Below are 14,279 nucleotides of genomic sequence, written 5' to 3'. Positions count from 1 at the left end.
TCCACCTAGTTATCTCCGAAGTTTCTCCAACCGTATCAGTACCTAGTTCCACTACATATCTCCCCAATCCACATTAACGAAGGAGTTCCTACTTTTTGAAAGTCTCACCGCAAGGCCCAAAAACGAAGGAGTTCCTACTTTCTCAATTCTTCTTATAACGTTCCAAAACAAGACGCAAATAATCCGAATCCGGAAAACGAAACAAAAGACTTTCCAAAAGTCCGATCCCTTCTTCAGCCTTCCCGGTTTCCACGAGCGCGACCCCGTGAAGATAAATCATCTCCGGTGTAAAACGAAAACGTCCGCATTGCTCGATCGTATTGATAAATTCTTCGAAATTCTTTTTAAAAAAACGAAGAGCAAGCTGAGCCCGTTTTGTAAGATAAGAATCCGGAAGTTTTTCCTTCACACCGGCGATCTCGTGCTCCACGTTGGAGGACTCCGTAGAATTCAGAAGAATCAAAAGTTCGAACGGAGACAAAGTGTAAACCAGATGATTCTCCTTCAAGAGCGCATAACGTTTCTCCAGAGAATCGTCCTGCCCGGCAAGGATATTGTCCTGCAAAGAACCCAACAAAACCGATCTTCCGTTTTTCTTTTTCTCTCCCTCGAGCCAGGCCTTTCTATATTCCCTCGGATGAAATTGCTTCAGGACGAAATAATTCTCAAGATAACCGTGACGGGAAGAATACGCTTTGAAAAAAGATTCCTTTTCCTCGGAGGAAAAAGAATCGATAGCTGAAAGAATTTTTCTTTCGATCGGAAAAACGGTTCTAAAACCGGAAGTCTCGTGTTTATACAAAACCCAGGCGAGTCCCAAAAGGCCGGGCTCTTCTCCCGTAACGACGAGATCGTAAATCGTTTCGCGATCCTCCAACTCCAAACCGCCGAATTTCCAACGAAAACCGAATTTCTGAAAACGCGAACTCCCTTCCTGATTCAAAGAATCCGAATATTCGATTTTTCCCATCAAGGCTAACAACTGTCTCGCTTCCACGATAAACGGAAGATCCTCGTCGAATACTCGGGTCAGTTCCAGATATTCGTCTAACTCATGTTCGTGGAGGAGATAGGATTCTAAAACTTGAAAGATCTCGGGATCGGATTGATGGTCTTCGATCGCTCTTTCGTACAATTCTTCGAAGAAAATTTTCAAAAGATTTTTTTCCCTCTCGGAAAGACCTTCCTCTTCAAAAGGAGAACTCGCGTCGGCGTGAAAACGGAATTCTCCGAAAAGATCGATTCTAAGATTGGAAAAAGGAGAATGGACTTTGTTGAGGGCCCCGGAAAAGTATTCTAAAATTTTGGATTTGAGTCTTAGGATTTCGGGATTTCTGGGAGCGGGCCCCTCGGGTCCTTTTTTTCTCGGAAGAATTTTTTCCGTAAAGGAAGAGAGCGTAATTTCCGGCCACGCGTCGGTTGTTTTGTCTTTTTCCAGGGTCTGCATTGGAATTTCCTTCTTGCGATTGAATCCTTAGGCCGAAAAGGTAATAGAGCAACAACGAATGAAAAAATTCGCACTCATCAGCCTACTCCTTTTGATTTTCGGCAACCTCCTCGCAAACGATGATCTCAAATATCTGATCAAATCCTACAGTCTTCAAAAAATACATCGTATTTTTCGAGATCGTGTTCCCGGAACCGAATCCGAGGTCTACGCTCTGGTCCGTTATCATGAAGAACATCCGGACGGAAGTCACGAGAAAAAGTTCGCGTATCTCGTGTCCCTTCTCAAAGGAAGAATGGTTTACTCGCCGGGAAGACAGGACCTTCTCGAAATCATCTCTTCGCCCATGCCTTCCTCTTCGGTCATCACAAAACTTTCCCTCTGGAAACTCTACGAAGAAACCTCAAACAGAAAGATTCTCACAAAAGAGGAACTCGTGGGACTTCTCAAAAAATTCCCCAGAGAAAACGATCCCGTTTCGCAAAATGCGATCTCGGAAATTTTTAGAATCTACTACGAGGCGGGAATGATCCAGCAATGCCTTGACTTCGCAAAAACGTTCAGCGACCGGGAACAAGCGGAAATTTTTTCACCGATGATCTTATACCGTTATGCGAAATCTCTCTATAAATCCGGAAACGCGGAACAGGCGGAATCGATTTTTTATTCGATATTGGAGGATCCTTCCATCGTATCCTCGGTCAAAAAATTCATCTTCGAAGACTTGCAAGTCTGGAAAGGAACTCATTTTTATAACTCTCAAACTCCGGAACGTGCGGCGCTCTTTCTTCCGTTCTTAAACAATTCCGAAAAAAGAAATCTTATATCTCTCAAAGATCTGGAACACGTTTCCTTTTCCAAAGCCGAACCGTTTCGAAATACGGCGAGGGCAATGGTCGCGGTTGAGCCCGAATCTCTTCCCGGTTTTTTTAGAAAGAATCAAAACCACGCACGCACACATCACGACTTTACCGCATCTATGTCGAGAGAACTCACTAACCAGAGCCTTCCCGGAAAAGGTCTCGAATTGTTAAACGACTCAGGCGCCGAAAAAAACGACGAGGTTCTTTACAGCTACGCTCGTGCTTATAAAAAACAGGGACACAAGGATCTCTATTTCAGAAATCTAATAGACTCCCTTGAAAAAAGTCCCACAAATTTAATCCGACAAGACGAACTCATCGATCTACTTACCGGAAATCACGAACACTTTTTAGGAGACGCATATTGGCAGGACGCACTTCGGAAAATTCCGGACCTGCCGGTAAAAGGAAGACTCGTCTATTGGTATCTCCGGCTTCTTAAAAAAACGGGAAGAAACGAAGAACTTCTCTCCTGGTTAAAAACGTATTACAGACATATTCCCGGATCTTATTATACGAGAGTGATTCGGGAAGAATTCCAAGAAGAGATCGCGAGCCTTCCGCTTCCGAACAATCCGACTCGAAATCGAGACAGTCTTTTTGAATATCTCTCTCTCACCGCGGGAATTCCCGATCTTTCCGGAAAAATTTTGGGAAGGGATTTGGATTTTGCAATGCAGTCTTCGGCGTTTCAACTCAGTGTAAGAATCGATTCGGCGCATTCTAAGATACGAGGAAACCGTTATCTGCAATCGGCCAAGGAATATCTGGAAGTCGGAGAGATGGGTCACGCGTTGACGCTAGTTCAAAGATACAAAATACAACAGGGAATCGGAGAAACCGAAAAGGAAGAAATTCTCGCGGCGCTCGGAGAACAAACCGGAACGCCGTATCTCACCGTCTTTCATACAAGAGCGCTGATGAAAAAGGAAAAACTCAGCGACGACGTTATTCTTCTTCCGTCCAAACTTGCGGCGAGGATCTATCCGAGACCGCATCGAGGATTGGTTTCCAGCATTTCCAAAAATGTAAACATCGACGAAGACATCGTCTACGCGATCATGCGTCAGGAATCTTTTTTTAAGGAAAATGCGACGTCCGTTTCGAACGCGAGAGGACTCATGCAGATCATGGGACCGACCGGACGGGAACTTGCAAAAAGAATGAATCTGGATTCTTATTCACTTTTTGATCCGGAGGTCTCGATTGAAATGGGCGCGCGTTTTTTACGTTACTTAGTGGCTTCGAACGAGAACAGTCTTCAGTGGGCGTCGATCGCCTACAACGGCGGCCCCGGCAATCTTCGCAAATGGAAACGCAATCACTACAACGGAGACTTCAATCATTTTCTGGAAGAGCTTCCGGTCAAAGAGCCTCGCGATTATTGCAGAATCGTTTCTTCCAATTATTACAACTATCAAAACCTGAGAAGGTACAAAAATCTCTGATAAAAAGATTTTTTAAATCGGATCTCCATTCCTCAAAGACTTGCTTACGCTCAGATCATAGACGATTTTTTTTGGGCGAGACCCGAATCGTCCTCCCAACGATGGAAACTTTCGATCGGTTTTGATTAGCTTCCGAACCTTCGAGAAAAATAAACCGAAGATAGGCTAAAACCATCTTACGTATAACAAAGAGGACCTCCGAACGTCCGTATCAAAACACCTTTTGGATCGCGATTCCCTCAAGACCTTCTCGGATTTTCTTCGTTTGCGGAAGAAAAAAATTGCAATCATTGATTTCAAATTCCGAAGCGCTATGTATGTGATCCGTTTATCAAGTTTTCCGCAAACGCAACACTATTCAAATGTATAGCATTCAAGAATTCTAAAATGAAATCGAAATCTTCCGATCAAGTTCCTATTCGTTTTGATTTTTTGGATTGTCTCTCTGATAGAAAGAATAGGATAGGAATCTGAATCGGTTTTAACGCACTTGAACGACCGGACTCGTTTATAGAGCCGGAATGATAATTTTATATTTTCCAGGAGAGGAACATGGCTGAGGTAGCAATTCTGAAGATAGACGGGAAAGAATACGAACTCCCGATCATCGTGGGCAGCGAAAACGAAAAAGCGGTCGATATATCAAAACTCCGTCAACAAACCGGGTATGTCACACTGGACAACGGCTATCTGAACACCGGAGCTTGCACGAGCGCAGTCACTTTCCTGGACGGAGAACTCGGAATTCTAAGATACAGAGGAATTCCGATCGAACAACTCGCGGAAAACTCCACGTTCACCGAAGTCGCATATCTTTTAATCTACGGAAAACTTCCTTCCGATGCGGAACTCAAAACGTGGAACGAAGAGCTTACCATGCACACTCTGATCCACGAGGATCTCAAACGTCTCTACAACGGATTTCCGAAAGACGGACATCCGATGGCGATCATGTCTTCGATGATTGGATCTCTTTCGACATACTATCAGGATTCTTACGATCCCGAAAACGCGGAACACAGACATATCTCCATGATCCGTCTTCTTGCAAAGTTTCCTACGATCGCGGCTTTCGCGTTTAAAAAATCGATCGGCCAACCGACGATTCATCCTTTGAACAGCCTCGACTATTGCGGAAACTTTATGAACATGATGTTTTCCGTTCCGAGCGAAGACTACAAGATCGACCCTGAAATCGTAAAGGCGCTCAACCTTCTGCTCATCTTACACGCGGACCACGAACAAAACTGTTCCACGTCTACCGTACGTTTGGTGGGATCCTCACTCGCAAATCTTTACGGCGCTATCTCCGCGGGAATCTGCGCGCTCTGGGGTCCAAGACACGGAGGAGCGAACCAAGAAGTATTGGAGATGCTCCAAGAGATCCAAGCGAGCGGACTTCCCGTCAAAAAGATCGTCGAAAAAGCGAAAGACAAAAACGATTCTTTCCGTCTTTCCGGATTCGGTCACAGAGTTTATAAGAATTTTGATCCTCGCGCAAAGATCATCAAAAAAGCCTGTGACAGCGTTCTCAAACGACTCGGAATCCAAGATCCTCTATTAGACATTGCTAAAGAACTCGAAGAAGCGGCGCTTCACGATCCTTACTTCGTGGAAAGAAAACTTTATCCGAACGTGGACTTCTATTCCGGAATCATCTATCGTGCTTTGGGAATTCCTGTGAACATGTTCACCGTAATGTTTGCGATGGGTCGTCTTCCGGGTTGGATCGCTCAGTGGAAAGAGATGATCGAGTCCACCGATATGAAGATCGGTCGCCCAAGACAGATCTACGTCGGAGCGACTGAGACCTCTTACAAAGAGGCCAAGAAAAAAGCCTGAACCCTTCCCTACCTTCCACCTTCCGGTTCCGTAGATATCAATTGAACCGGAAGAGCGAACTCTCGGTAAAACGAAAACATCCTTGGATCTTCAGCGGAAATCTTTCTTCCGCGGCGACACCGTTTGTAAACGGAGAATGGCTGACTCTTTTTTCGACGGAGAATCGTCCGATCGCAACCGGAATCTATTCCAAAAACGGATTGATCCGAATCCGAGTCATACAGAACCTTCCGGAATTTTCCAAAGAAAAAATACGGGAGAATCTGATCTCGGCGCTTCACAAAAGAAAGGAAGTCCGAAAGACGACTAACGCATATCGTATCCTTCACGGTGAAAACGACCTCTTCCCCGGAGTGACCGTGGACAAAATCGGCGGAACCTGGGTCGTTCGTATCTATTCTTCTTCTCTCATCGTATACGGCCGATGGATCGTCTGGAACTTATACGATCTATGCAGAAATTCTAAATTAGGAGAATCTTTACCTTCCAGAATCATTCTGGATCCTCCGGAAAAAACGGGAGGAGACGATAAAGTATCGGAAAGAATCTGGAGAGGCGCCAAACAAGGAAAAGGCGGGACTTCCATAATCGTCCGGGAAACCGTTACTTTACAAAACGTGAAATTTCCGGTCGAACTTCCAGGACAAAAGGGCGGAATCTTTTTAGATCTTCGCAATCGCAGAAAATTCCTCTTGGAAAGAAAAGAGATCTCGAAAGGAAAGGATTGTCTTCATCTTTTCTCCCATACGGGGCTCACATCGATCTGCATGGACGCCGCGGGAGCTCGTTCGGTGACATCCGTCGACGGTTCCAAGGAAGCCTTGGATTCTTTCCAAAGAGTATTGAGTTTAAAGAAGGACGGAAGTTCCTGCAAACATAGATTCGTTCAAAAAAATCTTTTTAGAGAATTGGAAGACGTATTGAAGGATCAAAAATTCGGACTCATCGTCATCGATCCTCCGAATTTGACGCCGGACGCGAAATCGAAAAAAAACGCACTCAAGACATACTCGCATCTATTTGCAAGTTCTCTTACTTCTTTGCAAGAATCGGGAACGATCATCCTTTGTTCCTGTTCCGGAAGAATCGCTTCCCAAGAATTGGAATCTCTTGCAAAGAATATACTCAGATCTCACGGTTGGAAATACGAAAGATTCGAAAGCCTAAAACCGGAAGACGATCATCCGGTAAGAAGCCAGTTTCCAGAAGGAAATTATTTTAAGGTACATATCTATGAAAATTGTAAAACAAGCTGAAAGCCTCGACGGAACCTATTCTCTCGTCGACTCCGGGAACTTTCGCAAACTCGAACAAATCGGCCCTTATACGATCATCCGTCCGTCTCCGGTTTCGGCTTGGCCGGAATCCAAACCGGCGCTTTGGAAAAACGTCCATGGAGAATACGTCCGCTCCGACAAAGGCGGAGGCGCATGGAACTGGAGCAAAAAGGTAGAAGAAGAATTCTTTATTCAAATATTAGAATATTCTATTAAAATAAAGTTCACTCCTTTCGGTCACTTGGGAATTTTTGCGGAACAACTGGAGAACTGGAAAAAGATCCAAAAACTTTCTTCTCAACTCAAAAAAGAGGAAGAAGTCCTCAATCTTTTCGCGTATTCCGGGCTTTCGACTCTTGCGGTCTTGGACGGAGGCGCATCCGCCTGTCATCTCGACGCGTCAAAAGGAATGGTGGACTGGGCTCGAGAGAACGCGACCGCATCCGGACTCGCGGATAAAAAGATCCGTTGGATGGTCGAAGACGTTCTGAAATTTTTGAAGCGGGAAATCAAACGAGGAAAGGATTACCGGGGATTTATCCTCGATCCGCCGACTTTCGGAAGGGGCGCGAGCGGTGAAGTGTTTAAGATCGAAAAAGATCTTCCGGAACTTATGGATCTCCTCATGGAACTCTGCGGATCCAAGCCGGACTTTATTGTTCTTACTTGTCATTCCACCGGTTTTAGTCCGCTTGCCTTGCAGAGAATTTTGCAGGGAAGAATCAAGAACAACGGAAAGTTTTTTCTAAGCGAACTTTCCATTCCGGAACAAAGCGGCAAACTCTATCCTTCCGGTTCGAATTGTATCTATACTTCGGAGAGACTTTCACTTTGAACCCGGAGCAAGGCATTTCTTTTTTGGAGATCACCAGCTTTTCCAACGAAAAACTCAAAAAAATCTCCAATCTAAAAGATAAAAAACATAGAGAAACGAACGGTCTTTTTTTTATCGAAGGTTATCGGGAAATTTTGCGCGCGTACAAATCTGGGAAGGTAAAATTTCAAAACGTCCTCTATTCACCCGAATGTTTTTTGGGGGAGAACGAATACGATCTCGTCCGGGAAATCGGAGCAAAGGCGATCAAGGTTCCGAAAAAAGTTTTCGAAAAAATATCCTACAGGGACAGACCGGACGGACTGATCGCAACGGCTCTTTTTTTTTCCACCGAAATCGAAACCTTTCAGAAAGAATCCGCACAACTTAAAAAAGGGAAACCGATCCTCGTCGTCGAAGGAGTTGAAAAACCGGGAAATTTAGGAACCATCCTCAGAACCGCGGAAGGAGCCGGTTTTCATACCGTGCTCGTCGCGGATCCGAGATTGGATCTGTTTAATCCGAACGTTATCCGCGCTTCAACGGGCGCCCTCTTTACCCTCGAAGTGTATCTTGGCGAAACGGAGGCGATCTACTCCATTCTTAAGGAAAACGGATATAGAACGTTAGCCGTAACTCCCGAAGCGAAAAAATTATACTTCGACTCCGACCTCAAGGGAAAGATCGCTCTTGTCTTCGGATCCGAACAATACGGGCTTTCCCCTTTTGCAAGAAGTCATTCCGACGAATACATATCCCTTCCTATGTTCGGCGAAGCGGATTCTCTCAATCTTGCGATGTCCGCAGGAATCGTAATGTATGAAGTAATACGTCAGGGTTCCTCCGAATGAAAATAACTTATTACGTCAGTTCCCACGGATTCGGCCATATCAGCAGATCGATGGAAATCATTCTTCACTTGCTCCGCAGTTTTCCGAAATTGGAAATCGATCTAGTAACCACAAGGGAAGAATTTTTAAAAACACTTTTCGTCTCTGAAAGCGATTCTCTTTTATTAAAACGACTTCGAACCCGCAAAAAATCCCTGGACGTCGGAATGATTCAAAAAGATTCGCTTTCCATCGACATTCAAGGTACGGAACACGCGATTGAAGAATTCGATTTTCAAAAATCATATCTTCAGATTTCCGAAATAGAAGCCTGTCTAGAATTTGAAACGGATCTGATCATCTCCGATTCGGCCTCGCTTCCGTTTAACGTGGCGGACAAACTCAAGATTCCGTCCTTGTTCATAGGAAATTTTACTTGGGATTTTATCTACGGCGGTTATCAAAAAGAATCGCCGCTTTTTTCACGAACGGCCGCAACTCTCTTCGAAGAATATTATCTCGCGACATTCGGACTTCTTCTGCCCTTCGCCTGTCCCTCCGCGTCTCTTCCGGAACAAAAAAATATCGGACTCGTCGGAAGGAGACCGGACCTCGATAAAAAAAGCGCAAAAGAATTTTTTAAACTTCCGAACGACAAAATCAATCTTCTCTTTTCTTTCGGAGCTTACGGGGTGAAGACGGATCATTTTCAATGGAAAGAATTTAATTCCGATCTTTATCGCATCGTAATCTCGGGGGGAACCGATTTTGATCTTTTACAAATTCCGGAAAAACAAAAAGAAGGAATTTTAAACGTCGGAAACGCACACTATCCGGATCTTTTAACCGCCTGCGATTTCGTTATCACCAAACCCGGCTACGGGATATTGAGCGAAAGTGTTTATGCAAAAACTCCGGTGCTTTATACGGATCGGGGAAGTTTCCCCGAAGTTCCCTTTTTGCACCGGGCTCTCAAAGAGGAAATTCCGTCTTCTTATCTTTCGAACGAGGATTTGTTTTCGTTTCGATTTGAAAAAGCGATCGCTAGCGCTAAGACTTGGACGGGAAAAGGATCTCCTTTGTTTGAAAAGGATGGCAGGGAGGACGTTCAACACGCTGTGAGCGTATTCTTAAAATTGATCTGACTTCGTAGGGTTTTACTTTTTTTTCACTTTCAGAGACGAACCGCCGATCCCGATAAATACGCCTGATTTTAAGGAAGAGTCGTCGAAAATAAATCGAGTAGACAGATCTCCATCATCGGTTTTGAATATTACATTATTATTTTCCTCTCCCTGATAAAAATAAATTTCCTTTTTCTTAGTTTTCTTACAGAAGACCTCGAAAGCCATTCTGATAGGTTTTACTCTACAGTCGTCGTTCCCTACCTTATAAATTCCTTCGAAATCATCGGATCTTAAGGGTAAAACTCCGAACATCAGAAAAAATACGACGGAGATGGAATAAAAAGTAGATTGCGGTTTCATATTGATCCAAAAGCGATTATTCAGAAGATTCGTTCCGTTTCATTTTGTAAAGGACGATTCAAAAGAAATTTTTCACTTCGCTTAACAAGATCTCCTTTTTATATTCCGAAAAGGACGTTTTCCACCAAGGAGAAACGTCTTTCAGATCGGTCGTCCAAAACCAGAGATGAATCGCGGAAACGGTATCGTAATCCCAGACGAGTCTAAGCAGTTCCTGATTTGTGAATCGAAACGGTCCGTCTTCTTTCAGCCGATCGCTCAGATTTCGCAGATATTCTCTTCTTCTCGGAGTCTCCTTCACTCTTTTTCTCAATCTCGAAAGATGAAACCCGTTGAGAGAAGGGTCCGCGAACAATCGGAAAATTCCGTAGCAATCCTTCGCCGAACCCAAACTCTCCGCATAGTTTTGTTCCAGCAAATCCAGCCGAGTCAGCATTTTACTTTCAGAAATTTCGGGAGGATTGTTCAGGACGGAAATTCTTTTATTTTCCTTTGGAATGTACGATGTCAATAGAGCGAGCGGATATGCGAACACCCAACCTGCGAGCAAAGGTAAAAACCAAAAAAACAAGATGGGATAAGTCAAAAACATCCATGATCCGATTCCTAATCCGTAAAAAGAAGCTGGTAGAACCGTATAAGCGAGCGCTTGCGGATCAAGACCGGAAGACGCGTCGCGATTCTGAGGTCCCCATTCTATTTTACGATTTAAGAATGTAAGAAGAATAAAACGGGTGTATTGAACCATATAAACGGGAGCCATCAGCACCGAATGAAAAAATTCCAGAAAAAAAGAAACCGCCCATGAATAAAAGGAGGAGCTCCATTCTTTCCTTCGAAATAGAACGACTTCCCAAAAGGATACGATCCTAGGTAAAAAAAGAATCAACAACGTATAACCTTGCAGAGCATAGGCGACCGGAAGATAGAGATCGTCTCGAAACGCGATCCAATCCTCCGGCAATAAGGCCAAACGGAAAAAATCGACGTCTTCGATCGTCGTCAAAGACGAGGAAAGTAAAAGCAAAGCCCAAAGAGGGGAACTGAAATAGGAAAAGATCCCGAGAAGAATCTGAAGACGACTCGATAAGCGCAACTTTCCGCCGAATAAAAACCAGAAGTGTTGTAGATTTCCCTGACACCAGCGATTGTCTCGTTTTAACGCCTCCAACACGTTAGGCGGCGCTTCCTCATACGAGCCTTTGAGGTCGCTCGCAAACCAAACGCTGTAACCCGCTTTTCGAAACAATGCCGCCTCGATCGTGTCGTGGCTCAGAATTTTTCCGCCGATCGCGCTTTCCCCCGGCAAACCGGGAAGACCGCAATATTTCATAAACGGCTGAAGCCGTATGATCGCGTTGTGTCCCCAAAAGGGACCCGATCTGAGCTGCCAGAAAAAGGATCCGGCGCCAAACACCGAATTGCCGACCCAAGAGGAGAACGCGGACAATCTTTGAAAGATGGAACGGGCTCGAATAACTTCCGGCACGGTTTGGATGATCCCGGCGTCCGGAATTTTTTCCATAAGACGGATCAACTTTTTCATACATTCTCCGGTGACGATACTATCGGCGTCGAGAATGATCATGTATTTGTAGCGTTTTCCCCATCTTCTACAGAAGTCGGCGACGTTCCCGGATTTTTTGTTCAGATTGAGTCTTCGTTTTCGATAGTAGATTCGATCCTTATTCTCCAACTTCTGGCTCAGAATGGAAAAAGCTTTTTCTTCCTGCGCCCAAAGATTCGGATCGGAAGTGTCGGAAAGAATAAAAAAATCCACGGTCTGAGAAAGACCGTTCTCCGCTATATCCTCTAACATCAATTCAACGCCGGCGAAAATCCGGGAAACGTCCTCGCAGTGAATCGGCATAACGACCGAAACCGGAGGATATTCAATTTCTGTAAAATTCGATTCTTCTAATATTTTAGAAATACGAAGAGGGTCCCCTCCCCTGATTTTTTGCACAAATCCGATCAGGGCGGTCGCGGCGCCGAAAGAGATGACCGGAAATAAAATACAAAATAGAATGAGAGTTGCCCACTCAAAGGGGCTGATCGATTGAAACGAAAGAAATTGGATCTCTAAAAAAACTCCGATGATGACAAAGAAAAAGACAAGCCCTCCGAAACTCAAACGTCTGTAGGTAAGAGTTTTGGAATCGATCAAAAAGTCCGTCGATTCTACTTCTTTGTGTCTCACCGCAACAATCCGTAGAGCAAGAATGTATAGACGATTCCCCAAAAAAGGACGGAAAGAATCAGCGGAATCGGTTCCAGCCTTTCCTTCGGTTCCGCAAGAACTCCGAGAGGACCGAAATCGACCGGATTCGGAATCATTCGAGAAGGTTCTATTTCCGGAAGTTGAAGGGATTTATTTTTCTTAGACTTTAGAATTCCGGAATCTAAAAAAATACGCATCGCCTCGAGTTCAAAAAAAGTTTCTTCTTTGTTTTCGAGACTTTGACTATGGGCTTCCAGCAATCGAAGAAATTCGCCGAGCTTTTCGTGCAATTCCACCGAGTCCTTAATTCCGGAAGCGATACAATACAATTTCACTTTCGAATACGCCCTGGAAACGGCCTCCGGTTTTTTGGAGAATCTGTTTTCCTTCTCAGATCGCGGATTCAAGAGTGAACGTCCAGATTTCGCTCAGGTCTTCCTGGTTTTTTTTCAAAACCGCCTTGAGTTCCGCGGGTTTATTTTTATTTTTCTGAACGACTCGAAACGTGAGCCTCCAAACCCCAGTCTCTTCAATTTTTTGAATATTATAATCAGCTAATTCTGCATTATCTCCGGTATCGATCGCGGCCTGCAGATAAGTGGCGGCGTCCATTTCCTTTAACTTTTCGTTTGAAAAATCGACGTAAAAAACCCTCATATCGGATTCCCCCGGCACGGGAGCGATCCTTGTCGAGACAGTTTTTGCCAAAGTATCGGGAAGCGCATCTTCGTTTAACCACCGTATCGTGTAACTGAATTCGTACGGTTCCAAAGGCTGAGGAACGTTAGCCGGAACCCAAAAGGCTCCCACGTTGTCGTCCGAATCTTGAATCGTAGGATTCAACAACAATTGAACGCTTCCTTTTCCCCAACTTCCTTCCGGTTCGACCCAAGCGGAAGGACGAAGGTGATACTTCATCGTGTTATCCTGATACGAAGCAAAATTACGATCCCTTTGCATCAATCCGAACGCTTTCGGATTTTCATCCGAAAAACTGTAGACCGTAGATCTCCTCGGATTGTCCAAAGGTCTCCAGATCCAATCTCCCTTTCCCGATTCCATCAAAAGGCCGTCGGAATCGTGGGATTCCGGATAAGCCTGCCCTTCCGGAATTCCCTTCGTTTCGGAATACCAATACATAGATGTCAGAGGTGCGATTCCAAAACGATCGACTTTGTTCCGCAAGGTAACTTCGGCGTTCACGTGAACTGAAGAAACCTTTCCGGGACTGATCTGAAATTCGTAAGCGCCGGTCGCGGTCTTACCGTCTAACAACGCATATATGAAAACGGTGGAATCGGTTTTGTCCGGATGAACGATCCAAAAATGCGTAAAACCGGGAAAATCTTCCGGATATGGCATTCCGGTGTTGATCGCAATCCCTCGCGCCGAAAGGCCGTAGACTTGCTTTTTGGAAACCATTCTATAATAACTTGCGCCTTGAAAAACCGTAAACTCGTCGGTATGTTCTTCCGTGTTGAGAGGATAATGGATTTTGAAACCCGAATATCCAAGGTTAGGCGGAATATCTCCAGTAATTTTTAGCTTGGAAAGATCGAAGTAACTTTCGTCGTAAGGAATTTCTCTCGCGAAATCGGTACGAACCTCGTGCAGAGAAACGTTCGTATTGTAAAGATGACCCGGATGAAAGAATTGGATCTGAAAGGGATTTCCTTCCTTTTTCCAAAGCGAGGCTTCGGGTTTAAATCGAATGTTCTTGTATTGTTCCCAACTCAATCCCTGTAGAAAATGAGTCGATACATAAGGCGGTTTCACATAACGTCCATGCGCCATACTTCTCGCCTTTTTTTTGAGATCCGCAAAGGAGAATTTTGTGACTGGAATTTTGATTCCGGAAACTGGATCGAGGATCGAGTTTTCGGCCTCCGGGAACTTAAAATCGACGGGATTGATTTCCCTTTTCTGCTGCCGGTTTGCGACGGCGAAAAGAAGGATCGTGGCAAAAAAAGCGAGTGCGATGTGTATTCTTAACATTGTATTTTTCCGGAGAAGAAATCCGTTTACGGACTTCTTAGAAAATTCTTCAATG

Annotated in this window: 10 protein-coding genes and 1 pseudogene; 6 read left to right on the top strand and 5 right to left on the bottom strand. The window is 44.6% G+C overall.

Features of this window, described 5'->3' with window-relative positions; translation table 11 throughout:
• Window positions 1–142 precede the first annotated feature (142 nt).
• Window positions 143–1,447, bottom strand: a complete 1,305-nt coding sequence (locus CH376_RS18560; protein ID WP_100788290.1) for a tetratricopeptide repeat protein — start codon at window positions 1,445–1,447, stop codon at window positions 143–145.
• Window positions 1,448–1,505: 58 nt separating this feature from the next.
• Here CH376_RS18560 and CH376_RS18555 point away from each other — a divergent pair, with 58 nt between their 5' ends.
• The 6 genes and pseudogenes from CH376_RS18555 to CH376_RS18530 all read left to right on the top strand — a co-directional run bounded on the left by CH376_RS18555 (window position 1,506) and on the right by CH376_RS18530 (window position 9,666).
• A complete protein-coding gene (locus CH376_RS18555) occupies window positions 1,506–3,758 on the top strand; it encodes a lytic transglycosylase domain-containing protein (RefSeq protein WP_100787634.1) in 2,253 nt (750 codons plus the stop codon).
• A gap of 552 nt (window positions 3,759–4,310) precedes the next feature.
• Window positions 4,311–5,600: a citrate synthase gene (locus CH376_RS18550; protein WP_100787633.1), complete on the top strand. Its 1,290-nt coding sequence runs from the start codon at window positions 4,311–4,313 to the stop codon at window positions 5,598–5,600.
• Window positions 5,601–5,641: 41 nt separating this feature from the next.
• On the top strand, window positions 5,642–6,856 hold the full coding sequence (locus CH376_RS18545; protein ID WP_100787632.1) for a class I SAM-dependent rRNA methyltransferase: 1,215 nt from the start codon (window positions 5,642–5,644) through the stop codon (window positions 6,854–6,856).
• 10 nt (window positions 6,857–6,866) lie between these two features.
• Window positions 6,867–7,712, top strand: a pseudogene (locus CH376_RS18540) (class I SAM-dependent methyltransferase); the annotation flags it as partial.
• Window positions 7,679–8,542 carry a TrmH family RNA methyltransferase gene (locus tag CH376_RS18535; RefSeq protein ID WP_207767214.1) on the top strand — a complete coding sequence of 288 codons (864 nt, stop codon included), beginning with the start codon at window positions 7,679–7,681 and terminating at the stop codon, window positions 8,540–8,542. The pseudogene CH376_RS18540 and the gene CH376_RS18535, both read left to right, overlap by 34 nt.
• Window positions 8,539–9,666, top strand: coding sequence for a sugar kinase (locus CH376_RS18530; protein ID WP_100787629.1), 1,128 nt, complete (start codon window positions 8,539–8,541; stop codon window positions 9,664–9,666). The genes CH376_RS18535 and CH376_RS18530 overlap by 4 nt, the downstream gene beginning before the upstream one ends.
• 12 nt (window positions 9,667–9,678) lie before the next feature.
• On the opposite strand, the gene CH376_RS18525 is transcribed toward CH376_RS18530, so the two are convergent.
• Genes CH376_RS18525 through CH376_RS18510 form a run of 4 tightly spaced genes read right to left on the bottom strand, consistent with a single transcriptional unit; the run spans window position 9,679 to window position 14,224 of the window.
• On the bottom strand, window positions 9,679–10,008 hold the full coding sequence (locus tag CH376_RS18525) for a hypothetical protein (protein WP_100787628.1): 330 nt from the start codon (window positions 10,006–10,008) through the stop codon (window positions 9,679–9,681).
• 58 nt (window positions 10,009–10,066) lie between these two features.
• A complete protein-coding gene (gene mdoH / locus CH376_RS18520) occupies window positions 10,067–12,208 on the bottom strand; it encodes a glucans biosynthesis glucosyltransferase MdoH (protein WP_100787627.1) in 2,142 nt (713 codons plus the stop codon).
• A complete protein-coding gene (locus CH376_RS18515; protein ID WP_100787626.1) occupies window positions 12,205–12,636 on the bottom strand; it encodes a hypothetical protein in 432 nt (143 codons plus the stop codon). Before CH376_RS18515 ends, mdoH begins: the two co-directional genes overlap by 4 nt.
• Window positions 12,620–14,224, bottom strand: coding sequence for an OpgD/OpgG family glucan biosynthesis protein (locus tag CH376_RS18510; RefSeq protein WP_100787625.1), 1,605 nt, complete (start codon window positions 14,222–14,224; stop codon window positions 12,620–12,622). Before CH376_RS18510 ends, CH376_RS18515 begins: the two co-directional genes overlap by 17 nt.
• Between the last annotated feature and the right edge of the window lie 55 nt (window positions 14,225–14,279).

The sequence above is a fragment of the Leptospira adleri genome, assembly GCF_002811985.1.
GTDB lineage: Bacteria > Spirochaetota > Leptospiria > Leptospirales > Leptospiraceae > Leptospira > Leptospira adleri.
This window is presented reverse-complemented; position numbering and strand designations above follow the sequence as displayed.